The 16,396-nt window shown below is 61.1% G+C and carries 15 protein-coding genes; 12 read left to right on the top strand and 3 right to left on the bottom strand.

The annotated features are described in order from the left end of the window. The 10 genes from B3H64_RS07305 (at nt 1) to B3H64_RS07260 (ending at nt 10,603) form a co-directional block, all read left to right on the top strand. The gene (locus tag B3H64_RS07305; protein WP_286734124.1) at nt 1-879 is read left to right on the top strand and encodes a polyprenyl synthetase family protein; all 879 of its coding nucleotides are present in this window, start codon (nt 1-3) and stop codon (nt 877-879) included. 6 nt (nt 880-885) lie between these two features. Next, the gene (locus B3H64_RS07300) at nt 886-1,359 is read left to right on the top strand and encodes a divergent PAP2 family protein (protein WP_094762433.1); all 474 of its coding nucleotides are present in this window, start codon (nt 886-888) and stop codon (nt 1,357-1,359) included. A 103-nt stretch (nt 1,360-1,462) separates the two neighbouring features. Further along, the gene (gene dxs / locus B3H64_RS07295) at nt 1,463-3,310 is read left to right on the top strand and encodes a 1-deoxy-D-xylulose-5-phosphate synthase (RefSeq protein WP_050618426.1); all 1,848 of its coding nucleotides are present in this window, start codon (nt 1,463-1,465) and stop codon (nt 3,308-3,310) included. Next, nucleotides 3,276-4,115: a TlyA family RNA methyltransferase gene (locus B3H64_RS07290; RefSeq protein WP_050618425.1), complete on the top strand. Its 840-nt coding sequence runs from the start codon at nt 3,276-3,278 to the stop codon at nt 4,113-4,115. The genes dxs and B3H64_RS07290 overlap by 35 nt, the downstream gene beginning before the upstream one ends. Nucleotides 4,116-4,117: 2 nt before the next feature. Beyond that, nucleotides 4,118-4,978, top strand: a complete 861-nt coding sequence (locus B3H64_RS07285; RefSeq protein ID WP_242853778.1) for an NAD(+)/NADH kinase — start codon at nt 4,118-4,120, stop codon at nt 4,976-4,978. Between the two features lie 5 nt (nt 4,979-4,983). Further along, nucleotides 4,984-5,436, top strand: coding sequence for an arginine repressor (locus tag B3H64_RS07280; protein WP_050618423.1), 453 nt, complete (start codon nt 4,984-4,986; stop codon nt 5,434-5,436). A gap of 25 nt (nt 5,437-5,461) precedes the next feature. After that, nucleotides 5,462-7,153 carry a DNA repair protein RecN gene (gene recN / locus B3H64_RS07275; protein ID WP_286734115.1) on the top strand — a complete coding sequence of 564 codons (1,692 nt, stop codon included), beginning with the start codon at nt 5,462-5,464 and terminating at the stop codon, nt 7,151-7,153. Then, nucleotides 7,153-7,665, top strand: a complete 513-nt coding sequence (locus tag B3H64_RS07270) for a YcxB family protein (RefSeq protein WP_286734113.1) — start codon at nt 7,153-7,155, stop codon at nt 7,663-7,665. The genes recN and B3H64_RS07270 overlap by 1 nt, the downstream gene beginning before the upstream one ends. Nucleotides 7,666-8,059: 394 nt before the next feature. Beyond that, nucleotides 8,060-9,286 (top strand): tyrosine--tRNA ligase, encoded by a 1,227-nt coding sequence (gene tyrS / locus B3H64_RS07265; protein ID WP_286734110.1) that lies wholly within the window; start codon nt 8,060-8,062, stop codon nt 9,284-9,286. A gap of 204 nt (nt 9,287-9,490) precedes the next feature. Beyond that, on the top strand, nt 9,491-10,603 hold the full coding sequence (locus B3H64_RS07260) for an AI-2E family transporter (protein WP_286734108.1): 1,113 nt from the start codon (nt 9,491-9,493) through the stop codon (nt 10,601-10,603). A 35-nt stretch (nt 10,604-10,638) separates the two neighbouring features. Here the strand turns inward: B3H64_RS07260 and dapB are convergent, their stop codons facing one another. The 3 genes from dapB to asd all read right to left on the bottom strand — a co-directional run bounded on the left by dapB (nt 10,639) and on the right by asd (nt 13,472). Beyond that, nucleotides 10,639-11,406, bottom strand: coding sequence for a 4-hydroxy-tetrahydrodipicolinate reductase (gene dapB, locus B3H64_RS07255; RefSeq protein WP_050619588.1), 768 nt, complete (start codon nt 11,404-11,406; stop codon nt 10,639-10,641). 83 nt (nt 11,407-11,489) lie between these two features. Continuing rightward, nucleotides 11,490-12,380 carry a 4-hydroxy-tetrahydrodipicolinate synthase gene (dapA, locus tag B3H64_RS07250; protein WP_050618418.1) on the bottom strand — a complete coding sequence of 297 codons (891 nt, stop codon included), beginning with the start codon at nt 12,378-12,380 and terminating at the stop codon, nt 11,490-11,492. Nucleotides 12,381-12,386: 6 nt separating this feature from the next. Next, a complete protein-coding gene (gene asd / locus B3H64_RS07245; RefSeq protein ID WP_286734105.1) occupies nt 12,387-13,472 on the bottom strand; it encodes an aspartate-semialdehyde dehydrogenase in 1,086 nt (361 codons plus the stop codon). Between the two features lie 331 nt (nt 13,473-13,803). Between asd and B3H64_RS07240 the strand changes: the two genes are divergently transcribed. Further along, nucleotides 13,804-15,348, top strand: coding sequence for a SpoIID/LytB domain-containing protein (locus B3H64_RS07240; protein ID WP_286734102.1), 1,545 nt, complete (start codon nt 13,804-13,806; stop codon nt 15,346-15,348). Between the two features lie 22 nt (nt 15,349-15,370). Further along, the gene (gene queA, locus B3H64_RS07235) at nt 15,371-16,396 is read left to right on the top strand and encodes a tRNA preQ1(34) S-adenosylmethionine ribosyltransferase-isomerase QueA (protein WP_286734279.1); all 1,026 of its coding nucleotides are present in this window, start codon (nt 15,371-15,373) and stop codon (nt 16,394-16,396) included.

Here is a 16,396-nt window from a genome sequence, read left to right as displayed (position 1 = left end):
ATGGACTATCGAAAGCAGCTAGATGAAGATGTCACCCTGATCGAGGTCCGCCTCAAGGAGCGTTTTCGGGCGTGCGAGCCCATGGCCGGTTTGTATGACGCCATGGAGTACAGCCTTTTGGCAGGCGGTAAGCGGGTGCGGCCCGTTCTGACTCTGGAGGTCTGCCGTATGTGCGGCGGGGACCCGGTCCAAGCTCTGCCCTTTGCCTGTGCGGCAGAGATGATCCATACCTATTCTCTGATCCATGACGATCTGCCCTGCATGGATGATGACGACCTCCGGCGGGGCCGCCCCACCAACCACAAGGTATTTGGGGAGGCTATGGCGGTCCTGGCGGGAGACGGCCTGCTGACCGCCGCCTTTGAAACTGCGCTAGAGGGGGGCGAATGCCTGCCTGCGGAGAGGGTGACGGCGGCGTGTGCCTGCCTGGCGAGGGCCGCCGGAGCCCGGGGCATGGTAGGCGGCCAGGCGCTGGACATGGCGGCGGAGGGACGCAGCCTGCGCCAGCAGGAGCTGGAGCGGCTTCAAGCCCTCAAGACCGGAGCGCTGATCGCAGCCGCCGCAGAGATGGGCTGCATCGCGGCGGGCGGAGACGAGCTGGAGCGGGCGGCGGTGCGCCGCTATGCTCAGAAGCTGGGCTTGGCCTTCCAGATCCGGGACGATATGCTGGACGTGGTGGGGGACGAGCAGACACTGGGCAAGAGCATTGGCTCCGACAGCGCCAATGAGAAGACCACATTCTACACCCTTAAGGGCCTGGATGCCTGCCGGGAGCTGGTGGAAACGCTGACCCGGGAAGCGGAAGAGGCGCTGTCCACATTTGAGGAACGCGGCTTTTTGTGCTGGTTGGCGGATCAATTGGCGGGACGGGAGAAGTGATGTGAGATGCCTGAATATAATCTGCCCAACTACCATATGGGAAATCTGATCCTGGTGCTCTCTGCCATTGCGTGGGCTTCCGCTCAGGTGCTGAAGGTTGTGGTGGTGCTGATCACCAGACGGCGGCTGGACTGGCGGTACATCTGGGCCAGCGGCGGGATGCCAAGCTCCCATTCTGCCTTTGTCTGCGCCTGCGCCAGCACCACAGGGATGCTCTACGGCTGGTCCTCGCCGCTGTTTGCCATTGCCGCCGTGGTGGCCATCGTTGTGATGTACGACGCCTCCAATGTCCGCCGGGCGGCCGGCGAACAGGCTAAGATCCTCAACTACATGATGGACCACTGGATGGAGATGAAGCCCGCCCTGTTCAGCAAGGAGCTCAAAGAGCTGCTGGGGCATACGCCGATCCAAGTCTTGGCGGGCGGCCTGCTGGGTACGGGGATCGGTCTGCTGGGGGCCTGGCTGGTCGTAGGCGTATAAGTACATTTGCGGTTTTTTATTCAATATGCTATACTATTTATGAGAACATAGGGACCGGCAAGAGCGGCTATGGGGAGTATCCCGCCGCGCCGGGAGGTGCGCCTTGATAGAATTCGATGAGATTCCTGACCTGCATCACATCAGCGATGCGGAAGCGGAAGCCCTCTGCGCCCGCCTGAGGGCCCGGCTGCTGGATGTGGTATCCCGCACCGGAGGGCATTTGGCCTCCAATTTGGGGGCGGTGGAACTGACGGTGGCCTTTCACCGGGTCTTTGACACTGGCCGGGACCGGCTGGTGTTCGACGTGGGACATCAGTGCTACTGCCATAAAATCTTGACCGGCCGGGACGGGCTGATGGATACCCTGCGGACTTTTGGAGGGCTGTCCGGCTATCCGAAGCCGCAGGAAAGCGTCCACGATGCCTTTATCGCCGGGCATGCCTCCAATTCGGTGTCTGTAGCCCTGGGTATGGCCCGGGCGAGAACGCTGAAAGGGGAGAATTACCATGTGGCTGCCCTGCTCGGCGACGGCGCGCTGACCGGCGGCCTGGCCTATGAGGGGCTGTCCAATGCCGGCGAGAGCGGCGAGCCCATTCTGGTCATTCTCAACGACAACGGAATGTCCATCACGAAAAATGTGGGCGGCGTGGCGGAGCATCTGGCCCATCAGCGGCTGAAGCCGCAGTACCTGCGGTTCAAGAAGGGCTACCGGCGGGCCATGGCAATCCTGCCGGGGGGCAAGCATATTTATAATGTGACGCATCAGATCAAAAAGGCGATTAAGGAGACTCTGCTGCCCTGCAGCATGTTTGAGGACATGGGCTTTACCTATCTAGGGCCGGTGGACGGACACGATGTGCGCGGCCTGACCCGCCTTTTGAGCTACGCGCGGGATTTGGAAACGCCGGTCCTGCTCCACGTCAGAACGGTAAAGGGGAAAGACTATCCACCTGCTGAAAAGAATCCCGATGCGTTTCATGGGGTATCCAGGTTCTGCATCCAGACCGGAGAGGCCCTTCAGCCCTCCAAGCCCAGCTTCTCAGGTGCCTTCGGAGCCGCTATGTGCGCTCTGGCAGAGCAAGAAAGCCGCCTGTGCGCCATCACAGCCGCCATGCGGGACGGAACCGGGCTGAAGGAATTTTCACGCTGCCATCCGGACCGGTATTTTGATGTAGGGATTGCAGAGGGGCATGCTGTCGCAATGGCCGCCGGGATGGCCAAGGAGGGGGCGGTGCCGGTGCTGGCGGTCTATTCTTCCTTCCTGCAGAGAGGGTATGACATGCTGCTCCACGATGTGGGCATTCAGGGCCTGCATGTAGTGTTTGGCGTTGACCGCGCTGGCCTGGTGGGAGAGGACGGTGAGACCCACCACGGCCTGTTTGACGTGGCCTATTTGGCCACGGTACCCGGGATGACGGTGCTGGCCCCCGCCAGCTTTGCCGAGTTGCGCTCTATGCTGTTCCATGCGGTCCGGGAAGAGAAGGGGCCGGTGGCCCTGCGCTACCCCCGGGGAGGCGAGTCCGCCTATCATTCGGACCACTGGGGCGAAAAGACAGTGATATTGGAGGCCGGACAAGGAATTACACTTGTCACATATGGGACGCTGACCGGCGAGGTTCTGGCGGCGGCGGAGCGGCTGAGGCAGGATGGATACTCCCCGGAGGTCATTAAGCTCAACCAGATCCACCCGTTGGATTGGAAGCCGGTGCTGGCCTCGGTCACCCGTACGGGCCGCCTTTTGGTCGCTGAGGAGTGCGCCGCCATGGGCTGTGTGGGAGAGCGAATTGCCGCCGGGTTGGCCATGGCGGGCCTGGCGCCCCGAGCCATGGCACTGTGTAACACCGGAGCGCATTTTATCCCGCAGGGGACGGTGGCGGAACAGAAAAAGCTCTGTGGGCTGGATGTCAGCTCGCTGTATGAGAGGGCATTGGAGGTCTTGCGGCGTGGGTAAAAAACGTCTGGACGTGTTGCTGTGTGAACGGGGTATGGTGGAGAGCCGCCAGCGGGCCCAGGCGCTCATCATGTCCGGCCTGGTTTTTATGGGCGACCAGCGGATGGATAAGGCGGGCATGGCGGTGGACGAGTCGGCGGAGCTCCGGATCCGGGGACAGGAGCTGACCTATGTGAGCCGCGGAGGGCTCAAGCTGGAAAAGGCGATGAAGACGTTTCCCATCCGGCTTCAGGGGGCGGTGTGCGGCGACATCGGCGCTTCAACCGGAGGGTTTACCGACTGCATGCTCCAAAACGGGGCGGAGAAGGTTTACGCCGTGGACGTGGGCTATGGGCAGTTGGCCTGGAAGCTCCGCAGCGATCCGCGGGTGGTCTGCCTGGAACGGACCAACGCCCGCTATCTGACCCATGAGCAGGTGCCGGATGCGTTGGACTTCGCCAGTGTGGACGTGTCCTTTATTTCGCTGCGGCTGATTTTACCCGCTCTCCGGGGATTGCTCAAGCCGGGGGGACATGTGGTGTGTCTGGTAAAGCCGCAGTTTGAGGCAGGCCGTGAAAAGGTGGGAAAAAAGGGCGTGGTGCGGGAGCCGGGCGTCCATCTCGAGGTGCTGGAGCGGTTTTTGCTCCACGCGGCAGAGGCAGACTTTTCTGTAAAGGGATTGACCTTTTCACCAATCCGAGGACCGGAGGGCAACATCGAATACCTGGGCTACCTGTCCACGGGGGCAGGAGAAGCCTGCTGCGGCGACCTGGCGGCCCTGGTGGCAGAGTCCCACAGCACGCTCGAGGGGGGGAAGCACGCTTGAAGGTGGTATTGAGCCCCAACCCGTACCGGGACCGGGGGCTGAAGGCGGCGCTCCGCGCCAGCGCCATCCTGGAGCAGGGTGGAATCGAGACCAGTATGTGCCTGCCCTTTTCACTGGACAGCGGCAGCCGGGTGGAGCTGCCCAGCCAGCAGGAATTCCGGGCGATGCAGGCGGAGCTGAAGAACGCCGATATGCTGATTTGTTTTGGGGGGGACGGCACGATCCTCCACGCGGCCCGGGACGCCATCGCCCATAAGGTCCCCGTGCTGGGCGTGAACATGGGCAGCGTGGGGTTCATGGCGGAGCTGGAGCACAGCGAGCTTGATCTGCTGAGCCGTGTCGCGGAGAAAAAGTATACGCTGGAGCCCCGTATGATGCTGGACGTGGTGATCCGCCGGGGAAAGGATATCGTCTGCCGGGACCTGGCGCTCAACGACGCGGTCATCACGAAGGGAGCGGTGGCCCGGGTGATCGATCTGGACGTTTCGGGCGACGGCGTGCCCATCTACGATTTTTCCGGCGACGGTGTGATTTTGTCCACGCCTACCGGCTCTACGGCGTATTCCATGTCGGCGGGCGGTCCCATCGTGGAGCCCACGGCGGAAAATATCATCGTCACGCCCATCTGCGCCCACGCCCTCCACGCCAAATCCCTGGTGCTGGACCGGAGCCGGGTGGTGCGCGTGAAAATCGGCCGGCTGTCCCGCAAAAGCGCCCATCTGTCGGTGGACGGCGGTAGGGCGTTTAAGCTGTGCAGCAGTGATGTGGTGGAGGTCCGGCGCTCCAAATGTGTCACACAGGTAGTGCGGCTGACGCAGAGGAGCTTTTACGAAATCATCAATCAGAAATTGGGAAGGGGCTGAGGCGCGTGAAATCCAAACGGCAGGCGGAGATTTTGCGCATCATAGAGGAAGTGGACGTGGAGACGCAGGACCAGCTTCTCGCGGAACTCAAGGCAAGAGGGGTAAGCTCGACCCAGGCCACCATTTCCCGGGACATCAAGGAACTGCATCTGATCAAGGAGCTCACCAGCTACGGCACCTACAAGTATGTGGTGTCCGGCCGCAAGACCTCGCTGAATTTTGCCGGACGGCTGCGGACCATTTTCAAGGAGGGAGTCACCTCCTTTGACCGCGCGCAGAATATCGTGGTTCTCAAGACGATGCCCGGCTTGGCCTCCGCGGCCTGCGCGGCCATTGACGGCATGGAGATCAGCGGTCTGGTGGGCAGCCTGGCGGGAGACGATACCGCCTTGCTGATCATGCGGGACAACGAAAAAGCGGCGTCCTTCTGCGAAGAGATCCACACCATGCTGAATTGAAGTCCGTGAAAAGGGGGGTGGCGGCGTGCTTTCCCTGCTCCACATTGAGAATATTGCGGTGATCGAGTCGGCAGACATTCCGTTCGGCTCTGGTTTCAACGCCCTGACGGGTGAGACGGGCGCCGGCAAGTCAATCGTGGTGGATGCCATTGGCGCCATCATCGGCGAGCGGACCTCCCGGGATCTGATCCGCACCGGAGCTAGGTCGGCTTTTGTCAGCGCGGAGTTTACCGGCCTGCCTGACCTGGCTTGGTTTCGGGAAAACGGAGCCGGGCCGGACGCGGAGGGCGTCCTGCTCCTCCAGCGGGAGATCCAGGCGGACGGGAAGAACCTTTGCCGCCTGAACGGGCGCCCGCTGACGGTCTCCCAGCTCCGGGAGCTGGGCCGACAGCTTTTGAACATCCATGGTCAGCACGATGGACAGCAGCTTTTGGACCCGGCCTGTCATCTGGACTATCTGGACCGCTTTGGGGGACTGGAGCCGGCTCAGGCGGCGTTTCGGGCGGCCTACGACGCTGTGAACGCTATCCAGCGGGAGATGACGGCCCTTCAGATGGATGAGGCGGAGAAATCCCGCCGGATTGACAGCCTCCAATACCAGATCGGCGAGTTGGAGCGGGCCGATTTGAAGGAGGGCGAGGATGAGACCCTGAATGCCAGGCGGAATGTACTGCGCAACGCGGGCAGGCTCATCGAAGCGGTGGAGGGGGCCTGCCAGGCTCTGACCGGCGACGATGAACGGGAGGGAGCCGTGGCCCTCATCATGGAAGCGGAGCAATCGCTGGCCTCTGCGTCGACCATCAGCGAGGAGGTGGCGGATCTGCGGGGAAAGGCGGCTGAGCTGCGCTATGCCGCCGACGATCTGGCCGAGCTGGTCCGGGACCTGCGGGACCGCTTTGATGTCGCGCCCGGCGAGCTGGACCAGGTGGAAGGCCGCCTGGACGTAATCTACCGGCTGCGGAAGAAATACGGAGATACGGTGTCCGACATGCTCTCTTACCTGGAGCATTGCCGCAGGGAGCTGGATGAGATGCGGTTTTCCAGCGATACCCTGGCTCGCCTGGAGAAAAAGCTGTCCAGTTCTCTGAAAACAGCGAGGGAGAAAGGGAAACTGCTTTCCACGTCCAGGCAGGAGGCGGCCCGGGCTCTGGAGGAGCGCATCCAGAGAGAGCTGCGGCAGTTGGATATGCCAAAGGTCCAGTTTAAAGTGGATTTTGCGCCCAAGGCCGGGGAGCACGGCATGGACGCCACCGGAATGGACGAGGTGCAATTCTTGATGTCGGCCAACGTGGGGGAGGCGCTTAAGCCCATCCAGAAGATCGCCTCCGGCGGCGAGCTGGCCCGCATCATGCTGGCGCTGAAAAATGTATTGGCGGAAAACGATGATGTAACTACGCTGGTCTTTGACGAGGTAGACACCGGAGTCAGCGGTCGGGCCGCGCAGAAGGTGGCTGAGAAGATGGCCGACGTGGCCCGGACCAAACAGGTACTGTGCGTCACGCATCTGCCTCAGATTGCCGCCATGGCGGACACCCACTTCTCCGTGGAGAAGGGAGAGCGGGACGGCAGGACCTATACGGCGGTGGAGCGGCTCACGCCGGAGCGGCGGCGGGAGGAATTGGCGCGCCTCACAGGCGGGGCCCGCATCACGCCCGCCATGCTGGCCGGGGCCGGAGAGCTGCTGGCGGCGGCCCAGGCGTACAAAAGAGGGGTATAATGGAAATCGAGGTTGCCTTCCGGCTCTCCCGGAGCGAGTATGTCCGGGCGCTGCGGTTTTGTCTGCGCAAACGCCATCTGGTGAGCTGGATACAGCTTCTGACCATCGCCGTGGCGCTGGCTCTCGCGGTGGTGATGGCACGGGTGATGGAACGGGTGAGTGTCCTGTGCACAATGCTCTTCGTGCTGGCGGTGATGCTGGCGGTCTACAGCCTGTATCAGTATCTGCTCAAGCCCGGCCGCATCTTCGACCGAGACCCGATGCTGCACCGGGAGGTCCGGTTCCGCTTTAACGGGGAGGACATCGCCCGGCAGGACAGCGAGGTCGCCGTGCTGCTGGACTGGCGGGTATCGAAGGTCTGGCGGAACAGAGACTTTTATTTCCTCTTTGAGGGGAAGGAGAGCTATATCCTTCTGCCTAGATGGGCGTTTGGTTCCGCAGAGGAGGAAAAACAGTTTGAACGGCTGGTACTGGTGGCCAATCCCGGGGTGGCATGGAGGAATTTTGGTTGACAATTGAGGCGGCATGTGCTAGAATGCCGTCACAACAACGCGAGGATGAGGAAGAGTAGCGGCATGGCTGTCTGCCCAGAGAGCCCCCGGCTTGGTGGAAGGGGGAGAGGGGCCGGCCGTGAATACCCCTCGGAGCGGCCGCCTGAACCGAGAGCAGTAGGGTGAGTCGGGAAGCGCCCGTTACAGCGCTGCCGTGTGATGGCACGGCGTGAGGCCCCGTCCGCGAGGGGGGGAGCGAACCAGAGGTGGTACCGCGTTTTTGACGCCCTCTGTCCGAAGGGACAGGGGGTGTTTTTGCGTATTGGGAGGATGGCGGAATTCCTCCCAGACAAGCAGCCCGGGCGGTGGAGGCCGTCTGGACAGTCCACAAAAAGGAACGTAAGGAGTATGAACAATGACCATTTACGACGAATTAAAGGCCCGTGGGCTCATTGCACAGGTGACCGACGAAGAAGAGATCAAGGAGCTCATCAACAACGGAAAGGCCACTTTTTATATCGGCTTTGATCCCACAGCGGATTCCCTCCATGTGGGGCATTTTATGGCGCTGTGCCTGATGAAACGGCTCCAGCAGGCGGGCAATCGTCCCATCGCTTTGGTGGGTGGCGGAACGGGTATGATCGGAGATCCCTCCGGACGCACCGATATGCGTACCATGATGACACCCGAGACCATTCAGCACAACTGTGACTGCTTCAAAAAGCAGATGAGCAAGTTTATTGACTTCTCTGAGGGCAAGGCCCTGATGCTCAATAATGCCGACTGGCTGATGAAGCTCAATTATGTGGAGCTGCTCCGGGAGGTGGGGGCCTGTTTCTCCGTCAACAACATGCTGCGGGCCGAGTGCTACAAGCAGCGCATGGAGAAGGGGCTTTCGTTCCTGGAATTCAACTATATGATTATGCAGAGCTACGATTTCTACCACATGTTCCAGAAGGTGGGATGTAACATGCAGTGCGGCGGCGACGACCAGTGGTCCAACATGCTGGGCGGTACGGAGCTCATCCGGCGCAAGCTGGGCAAGGATGCCTACGCTATGACCATCACCCTGCTCCTCACCTCCGAGGGCAAGAAGATGGGAAAGACCCAGTCCGGCGCCGTGTGGCTGGACCCGGAAAAGACCACCCCCTATGATTTCTACCAATACTGGCGCAATGTGGGCGACGCCGACGTGCTCAAGTGTCTCCGCATGCTGACCTTCCTGCCTCTGGAGCAGATCGACGAGATGGATCACTGGCAGGGCGAGCAGCTCAACCGCGCCAAGGAAATTCTGGCCTTTGAGCTGACCAAGCTGGTCCACAGCGAGGCGGAGGCACAGAAAGCACAGGACGCGGCCCGTGCCCTGTTTGCCGACGGCGGGGACAAGGCGCACATGCCGACGACCACGCTGACCGCCGGAGACTTTACCGAAGGCGGGATCGGCGCGCTGGACCTGATGGTCAAGTGCGGCCTGGCAGCCTCCAAGGGCGAGGCCCGCCGCTTGGTCCAGCAGGGCGGTCTGACCGTCAATGGGGAAAAGGTCTCCGACCCCTCCGCCGTCTTTGCCGTGGAGCAGTTTAGTGGGGACGGCCTCATGCTGAAAAAGGGCAAAAAGGTATTCCACCGGGCGGTGGCGGAATAGGATCATAACGGCCCGGAGCGTCGGCTCCGGGCCGCTATGATCTTCATAAAAGATTAAACATATTTATAAAAAGATGCGTTAGACTTTATCCGACAGACATGGTACAATGGGCACAGTTCCAATGAACACCCGGAAAGGGGATGGATTGCCATCAAAAAGAAGCCCTGGCCTCTGGACTCCAAGACCTTATCCAACCTGATTGTGGTGCTGCTGGGCATTACCTTCTTTTTTGCCCTCTACCGTTTCGACGAGGTGCGGGCAAAGATCAGCATGGTGATGGGGGTGTTTATGCCCTTTATCACAGGGTTTGCCATCGCCTATCTGCTCAATTCGCCCATGTGCTTTTTTGAGCGCACCCTTTACCGGAACCTCCGTTATCGGCGTGGACTGTCCATCGTTACAGTTTACCTGCTGGGTGTGGCCATTCTGTCCATCCTGCTCAATCTGATCATACCCCAGGTCGTGCAGAGCATCACAGACCTGATGGTCAACATGCAGACCTATCTGGAGCAGCTCAACACTCTGGTGCAGTCCCTCATAGCCCGATTCCACCTGGAGGGAGAGGGAATCACCGACCTGGTGATCTCCTATCAGGAGCTGATGAATAAGATCACCCGTCTGGCCTCCGACGCCATGCCAAAAATCCTGAATTTCGGCGTGGCGGTGGGCAGCGGTGTGGTCACGGCGATCACTGCGCTCATCTCCTCCATCTATATGCTGGCAGGAAAGGGCCGGCTGGTGCCGCAGTTGAAAAAGCTCACCTACGCCATCGCGCCAAAGACCAGCGCCGAGCGCTTCCTCAGTGTCTGTTCCAGAGCGAACGGGGTATTCGTGGGCTTTATCAACGGTAAGCTTATTGACTCTGCGATCATCGGGGTGCTCTGCTTCATCCTGACGATGATTTTTCGTATCCCCTATCCCGTCCTGGTCAGCGTGGTTGTGGGCGTCACCAACATCATCCCGTTCTTTGGTCCCATCATCGGGGCGGTGCCCTGTGTTATGATTCTGCTCATCGTGGACCCGTGGGCCGCAGTGCGCTTCGGCATCCTGGTCATTGCACTGCAGCAGTTTGACGGCAATATCCTGGGTCCCAAGATTTTGGGAGACAGCACGGGGCTGTCCGCCATCTGGGTGCTGGTAGCCATCGTGGTCGGCGGCGGGCTGTTCGGTTTCCCGGGGATGCTGTTGGGCGTCCCAACCTTTGCGGTGCTCTACTCCCTGGTGCGGGAGTGGACCAACGCCAGGCTGGAGAGCAAGGGCATCGACGGAGACGGAAATCCGTTGCCCACAAGCAGGGGAACAGAAGAAGAGAGCTGAAAAGAGCTCCGGCCCCGCGGGGCCGGAGCTCTTTTTTACTCTGCGACAGAGGCAACCAAATCCGACATGCTGTAGAGTCCAGGGCGCTGGCCGGGAGCCGCCAAAAAACGCGCCGCCCGGAGCGCGCCGCTGGCGAAAATCTCACGGGATTGGGCGGAATGGCGCAGTTCGATGACTTCGTCCCGCCCCGCAAAGATGACCTCGTGCTCTCCTACGATGGTTCCGCCCCGCACCGAGGAGATCCCGATCTCATCGCAGCCTCTGGGCTGACGGACACTGTGGCGGTCATAGATATATTGCGACGGCTGAGACCGCGCGGAGGCTGCGGCGCCGGCCAGCATGAGGGCCGTACCGCTGGGGGCGTCCACCTTGCGGTTGTGGTGGCGCTCTACAATCTCAATGTCATAGCCCTCCAGGACGGCGGCGGCTTTTTTGACCAGGGCTTGGAGGACGCTGACGCCCAGGGACATATTGGCGGAGCGGAAGATGGGGATGGCTGTGGCCGCCGATTCAATCTCAACCAGTTGAGTCTCGCTGAAGCCGGTGGTGCACAGCACGAGGGGGAGCCTCCTGGCCGTGCAGAAGGCCAGCAGGGGGGTGAGGGCGGCGGTACTGGAGAAGTCCACGACCACGTCGGCCTCGCCGGAAAATTCAGCGGGGGAGGAGAATACGGGGAATTCCCGGTCGGCAGTTCCCAGAAGATCGAAGCCGGCGGCAACGGCAAGGTCCGGATCGGCCTCGCAGAGGGAGGAGACGACGCGGCCCATGTGGCCGTTGCAGCCGGAAATAATAAGCTTGAGCATATAATTTTCACAGTCCTTTCTGCGGTCCATATGGCGGTGGGGCGGCCCGCAGCGGGCCGCCCCACCGGGCGTTTTTCCAAGGTTCAGCGAAGCAGGCCGATGCGGGCCATGGCGGCCTTCATCTTTTCCAGATTGCTCTCCGACATGTCGCACAGAGGCAGACGCAGTCCTCCGGCCTCCATGCCGATCAGATTCATGGCAGCCTTGACGGGAATGGGATTGACCTCCAGGAAGAGGGAGTCGATGAAATCCATGTTTTCGATTTGCAGCTTGGAGGCGGATGCATAATCCCCGGCCAGGCAGAGGTGAGTCATATCTACCATCAGCTTGGGCGCCACATTGGCCACAACAGAAATGACACCCTTGGCGCCCAGGGCCATCATAGGCACGGTTTGGTCGTCGTTGCCCGACCAGACGTAGAAATCATCGCCGCACAGGTGGCGGGTGTGAGCCAGCAGGGAGAAGTTGCCGGAGGCCTCTTTGACACCGTTGATTCGGGGGTTCTGCGACAGGACCTGATAGGTCTCGGCGGTAAAGGAGACGCCGGTACGGGAGGGAACGTTGTAGAGGATGATGGGCAGCTCCACCCGGTCGGCGATGTACTCATAGTGCCGGATAAGGCCGGCCTGGGAGCACTTGTTATAGTAAGGGGTGACATGGAGCAGGGCGTCGGCACCGGAGTCCTGCGCGTGCTGGGAGAGGTAGACGGCGGCGGAAGTATCGTTGCTGCCCGCGCCAGCGATGACTTTGACCCGGTGGTTGATGTACTTGACGCTGTGCTCCACCACCGCGATGTGCTCGCGAAGGCTGAGAGTGGAACATTCGCCGGTAGTGCCGCAGACACAGATGGCGTCCACTCCGGCCTCGATCACATGGTCGATCAGCTTTTCCAGCGCGGTATAATTGACGGCACCGCTGGCGTCGAAGGGGGTGACGATGGCAGGACAGGCGCCGGTAAATACGGGGTTTCTCATGGGGGATTACCTCCTTGTAATATACCCCTCGGCGCAGAGCAGCTCGGCAAGCTCGACCGCGCCGCCTGCTGCGCCGCGGAGTGTGTTGTGGGACAAACAGACAAACTTATAGTCGTACTGCGTATCGGGGCGGAGCCGCCCGATGGAGACGGCCATGCCGCGCTCCAGGTCCCGGTCCAGCCTGGACTGGGGGCGGTCGGGCTCCTCAAAATAGTGCAGGAACTGCTTCGGGGCCATGGGGAGTTGAAGCTCCTGGGGACGGCCCTTGAATTCCGCCCAGATGGCCTTCATTTCGTCCATCGGGGGCTTTTTCGCAAAATCCACAAAAACTGCAGCAGTGTGCCCGTTGGAGACGGGAACGCGGAGGCATTGAGCCGTAATGGCCGGCTTCACGGCGTTGGCGATGACGCCGTTTTCCACATGGCCCCAGACCTTCATGGGCTCCTGCTCAGACTTCTCCTCTTCGCCGCCGATGTAGGGGATCAGATTATCCGCCATCTCCGGCCACGTCTGGAACGTCTTACCGGCGCCGGAGATCGCCTGGTATGTGCAGACCAGGATCTTCTCCAGACCGAAACCGCGCAGGGGATGAAGAGCGGGCACATAGCTCTGGATGGAGCAGTTGGACTTGACTGTGATGAACCCGCGCCGCATCCCCAGTCGCTTTCGCTGTGCCTCCACCACTTTAATATGCTCGGGGTTCAATTCCGGAATCACCATGGGCACGTCGGGCGTCCAGCGGTGGGCGCTGTTATTCGAGACCACCGGGCACTCCTGCTGGGCATACTGCTCCTCCAGCGCCTTGATTTCCTCTTTTTTCATGTCCACAGCGGAAAAGACGAAATCCACCTGGGCGGCGATGGCGGCTACGTCGGCCTCAGCGTTCATCACCACCAAGTTTTTGGCCTGCTCGGGGATGGGGGTATCCATAGCCCAGCGGCCGCCCACGGCCTCTTCATAGGTTTTGCCCGCAGAGCGGGGGCTGGCCGCGATGACCTTCAGTTCGAACCAGGGATGGTTCTCCATCAAAGTCACAAAGCGCTGTCCCACCATGCCGGTGCCGCCGATCACGCCAACCTTGTACTTTTCCATGCTGCAGACCTCCATTGTCTCGTTATTACCATTCTATACCGGAAGCAGGTCAGAGTTTCCCCTCCCTCGGAGAAAACAGCAGTTGAAAGAGGGACAGAACCTGTAGTATAATGACAAAACTGGATATTTCCCGCGAAGATTTTGTCGGTGAGTTTGTATATTTGGTATATCCTAACACAATTCTTTACTACTGTAAACCGGCGATTTAGAGAAATGGAGCGGCCACATGGGCAAAAAAATCATACAATTTGCGGCGATTCTTTTTGCTGCGGTCATATGTCTGTCCGGTGTAGTCTCAGCAGCGGACGCGGCGGAGCAGGATGTGATACGGGTGGGGCTGTTTTACGGAAGCAGCGCCCTGCCCGGCGCCAACCTGCTCAACGATGTGGGTACGGGCTATCGTTTCGGCTATTTTGACGGGGACACGCGGTTCTGCCCGGTGGGCAGCACGGGGGAGAGCGCCATCTCCGTGGTCAAGACCCAAAACGTCTATTACGGCAAGGTGGGGGACTGGGCCGGGTATTATGACACCATCACCTCCGACATTGCGGTGGGCTGCTGGCACGTCCAGCTCCCGACGGCATACGGCACCTTTGAGGCGGCGCAGGAGGCGGCCGTGTCGGTGTCCGGCGGGTTTCCGGCCTGGATAGAAGGGACATACTATGTGCGGGTGGGGGCCTATCTCACCAGTGGCGAGGCCAACGCCGCGGCAGCCGCCCTGGGCGCGGCGGGAGCTGAGGCGGTTGGCACCAGCAGCAGCGGCGTCTCGGTGGTCCGGACCGGCACCAGCCGGGTCCTCTTCCAGTTCGACGGAGGCGCAGGCGTCTCGCTGGCGGTCCGTCCCGGCCTGGAGGACGGTGTCAAAACCGTCACCCACTTCCGGGGCTACCGCTATTATGGGGACTTCCAATACCAGCGCCGCTCCGGAGGAAACCTCACGGTGGTCAACTTCGTGCCCATGGAGGACTATGTCAACTGCGTGATTTCCCGGGAGATGAGCAACTCCTGGCCGCTGGAGGCGCTGAAGGCGCAGGCGGTATGCGCGCGCACCTATGCCGCCATGAATCGGAACAAGCACAGCTCCAACGGCTTCGATGTCTGCGGGAGTACCGACTGTCAGGTCTATTTTGGTACGGCCTGGACGGGAACGAACACCGCCCGGGCGGCGGAGGAGACGGCGGGAAAGCACGTCTGGTACGGCGGCCGCATGGCACAGACCTTTTACTTTTCCTGCGACGGCGGCGCCACCGAGAGCGTGGGCAACGTCTGGCGGTCGGATGTGGACATGCCCTATCTGAAGGGAGTCGTGGACCCCTACGAGGCCGATGTGGCCAGCCAAATCGAAAAATACACCTCCACTGTCACGTTTACCAAACGGGAACTGAAGGAGCTGCTTCACTCCAAAAATTACATGTGTGCCGACGTGGTGGATTTTCGGGTCACCGAGACGACACCCACCGGCAATGTGCTTACCGTAACGGTGTTCGACGCGGCGGGGAAGAGCTGGTCCTTTTCCAAGGAAAAGGCCCGCACCTTTTTCGGGCTGCGGTCCCAGCGCTACACCATCTCTGGCAGCGGGGCTAGCTACTATGTGAATAAGGATGGCGTTTTGCCCTCCATGAGCGGCGTCTACGCGGTAAACGGCAGCGGAAACGTAAGCCAGGTGCCCTCCGGCTCTATGCCCTATGTGGTCACCCGTGACGGAATCGCCCGGATGGAGGGAGAAGCCGCGTCGGGGAACACCTTCACCGTCACCACCTACGGCTGGGGCCACAACGTGGGGATGAGCCAGTGGGGGGCGAATGCCATGGCCAGGCGGGGCCACACCTATGAGGAAATCCTCAAATTTTATTTTACCGGCGTTGAGGTCCGGTAAGGAAAGCAGTGACATGATCTTTATGAAGACATCCGATTTTTACTATGATTTGCCGCCGGAGCTCATCGCGCAGACGCCGCTGGAGCGGCGGGATGGTTCCCGCCTGCTGACGCTGGACAAGCGCACCGGGGAGACCGGCCACGGACATTTTTACGATCTGCCCCGGCTGCTGCGGCCGGGGGACTGCCTGGTGATGAACGACTCCCGGGTGCTGCCCGCCCGGCTGCTGGGACGCCGGGAGCCCACCGGCGGGGCGGCAGAGGTGCTGCTGCTGGTGGATCGGGGCGATCAGGTGTGGGAGTGCCTGGTCCGGCCCGGGCGGAAGGTGAAGCCGGGGACGCGGCTCTCCTTTGGGGAAGGTGCGCTGACGGCCGAGGTCCTGGAGGCCCTGGAGGGAGGCAATCGGCTGATTCGCTTCGACTATGAGGGGATCTTCCTAGAGACCCTGGAGCGGCTGGGAAAAATGCCGCTGCCCCCCTACATCAAGGAAGAGCTCAACGACCCGGAGCGCTACCAGACGGTGTATTCCAGACAGGTGGGCTCCGCCGCCGCTCCCACGGCCGGGCTCCACTTCACCAGAGAGCTCCTGGATCAGATCCAGGCCATGGGAGTCAGCCTGTGCTACGTGACGCTGCACGTGGGCCTGGGGACCTTCCGGCCGGTGAAGGAGGACGAGATCACCGACCATGAGATGCACGCGGAGTACTGCATGATCCCGCAGGAGACGGCGGACATCATCAACCGGACCAAGCAAACCGGCGGGCGGGTCGTCTGCGTGGGGACCACCTCCTGCCGGACCATCGAGTCCTGGGCCGGTGAGGACGGCACCCTGAAGGCCTCCGCGGGCTGGACCGATATTTTCATCTATCCGGGCTATCGGTTCAAGGTGCTGGACGCGCTGGTCACCAATTTTCATCTGCCGGAGTCCACGCTGGTCATGCTGGTCTCGGCGCTGGCGGGCCGGGAGCACATCCTGGCGGCCTATGAGGAGGCGGTGCGGGAGCGCTACCGTTTCTTTAGTTTTGGCGATGCGATGTTCATTTACTAG

Source organism: Intestinimonas sp. UBA1698, assembly GCF_002320075.1.
In the GTDB taxonomy this organism is placed as follows: Bacteria; Bacillota; Clostridia; order Oscillospirales; family Oscillospiraceae; genus Intestinimonas; species Intestinimonas massiliensis.
This window is presented reverse-complemented; position numbering and strand designations above follow the sequence as displayed.

What these genes read in the sequence shown, in the direction of transcription:
- B3H64_RS07305 (WP_286734124.1), top strand. Translation starts at nt 1, where the DNA reads ATGGACTATCGAAAGCAGCTAGATGAAGATGTCACCCTGATCGAGGTC.
- B3H64_RS07300 (WP_094762433.1), top strand. Translation starts at nt 886, where the DNA reads ATGCCTGAATATAATCTGCCCAACTACCATATGGGAAATCTGATCCTG.
- B3H64_RS07290 (WP_050618425.1), top strand. Translation starts at nt 3,276, where the DNA reads ATGAGAGGGCATTGGAGGTCTTGCGGCGTGGGTAAAAAACGTCTGGAC.
- B3H64_RS07270 (WP_286734113.1), top strand. Translation starts at nt 7,153, where the DNA reads ATGGAAATCGAGGTTGCCTTCCGGCTCTCCCGGAGCGAGTATGTCCGG.
- tyrS (WP_286734110.1), top strand. Translation starts at nt 8,060, where the DNA reads ATGACCATTTACGACGAATTAAAGGCCCGTGGGCTCATTGCACAGGTG.
- dapB (WP_050619588.1), bottom strand. Translation starts at nt 11,406, where the DNA reads ATGCTCAAGCTTATTATTTCCGGCTGCAACGGCCACATGGGCCGCGTC.
- dapA (WP_050618418.1), bottom strand. Translation starts at nt 12,380, where the DNA reads ATGAGAAACCCCGTATTTACCGGCGCCTGTCCTGCCATCGTCACCCCC.
- asd (WP_286734105.1), bottom strand. Translation starts at nt 13,472, where the DNA reads ATGGAAAAGTACAAGGTTGGCGTGATCGGCGGCACCGGCATGGTGGGA.
- queA (WP_286734279.1), top strand. Translation starts at nt 15,371, where the DNA reads ATGAAGACATCCGATTTTTACTATGATTTGCCGCCGGAGCTCATCGCG.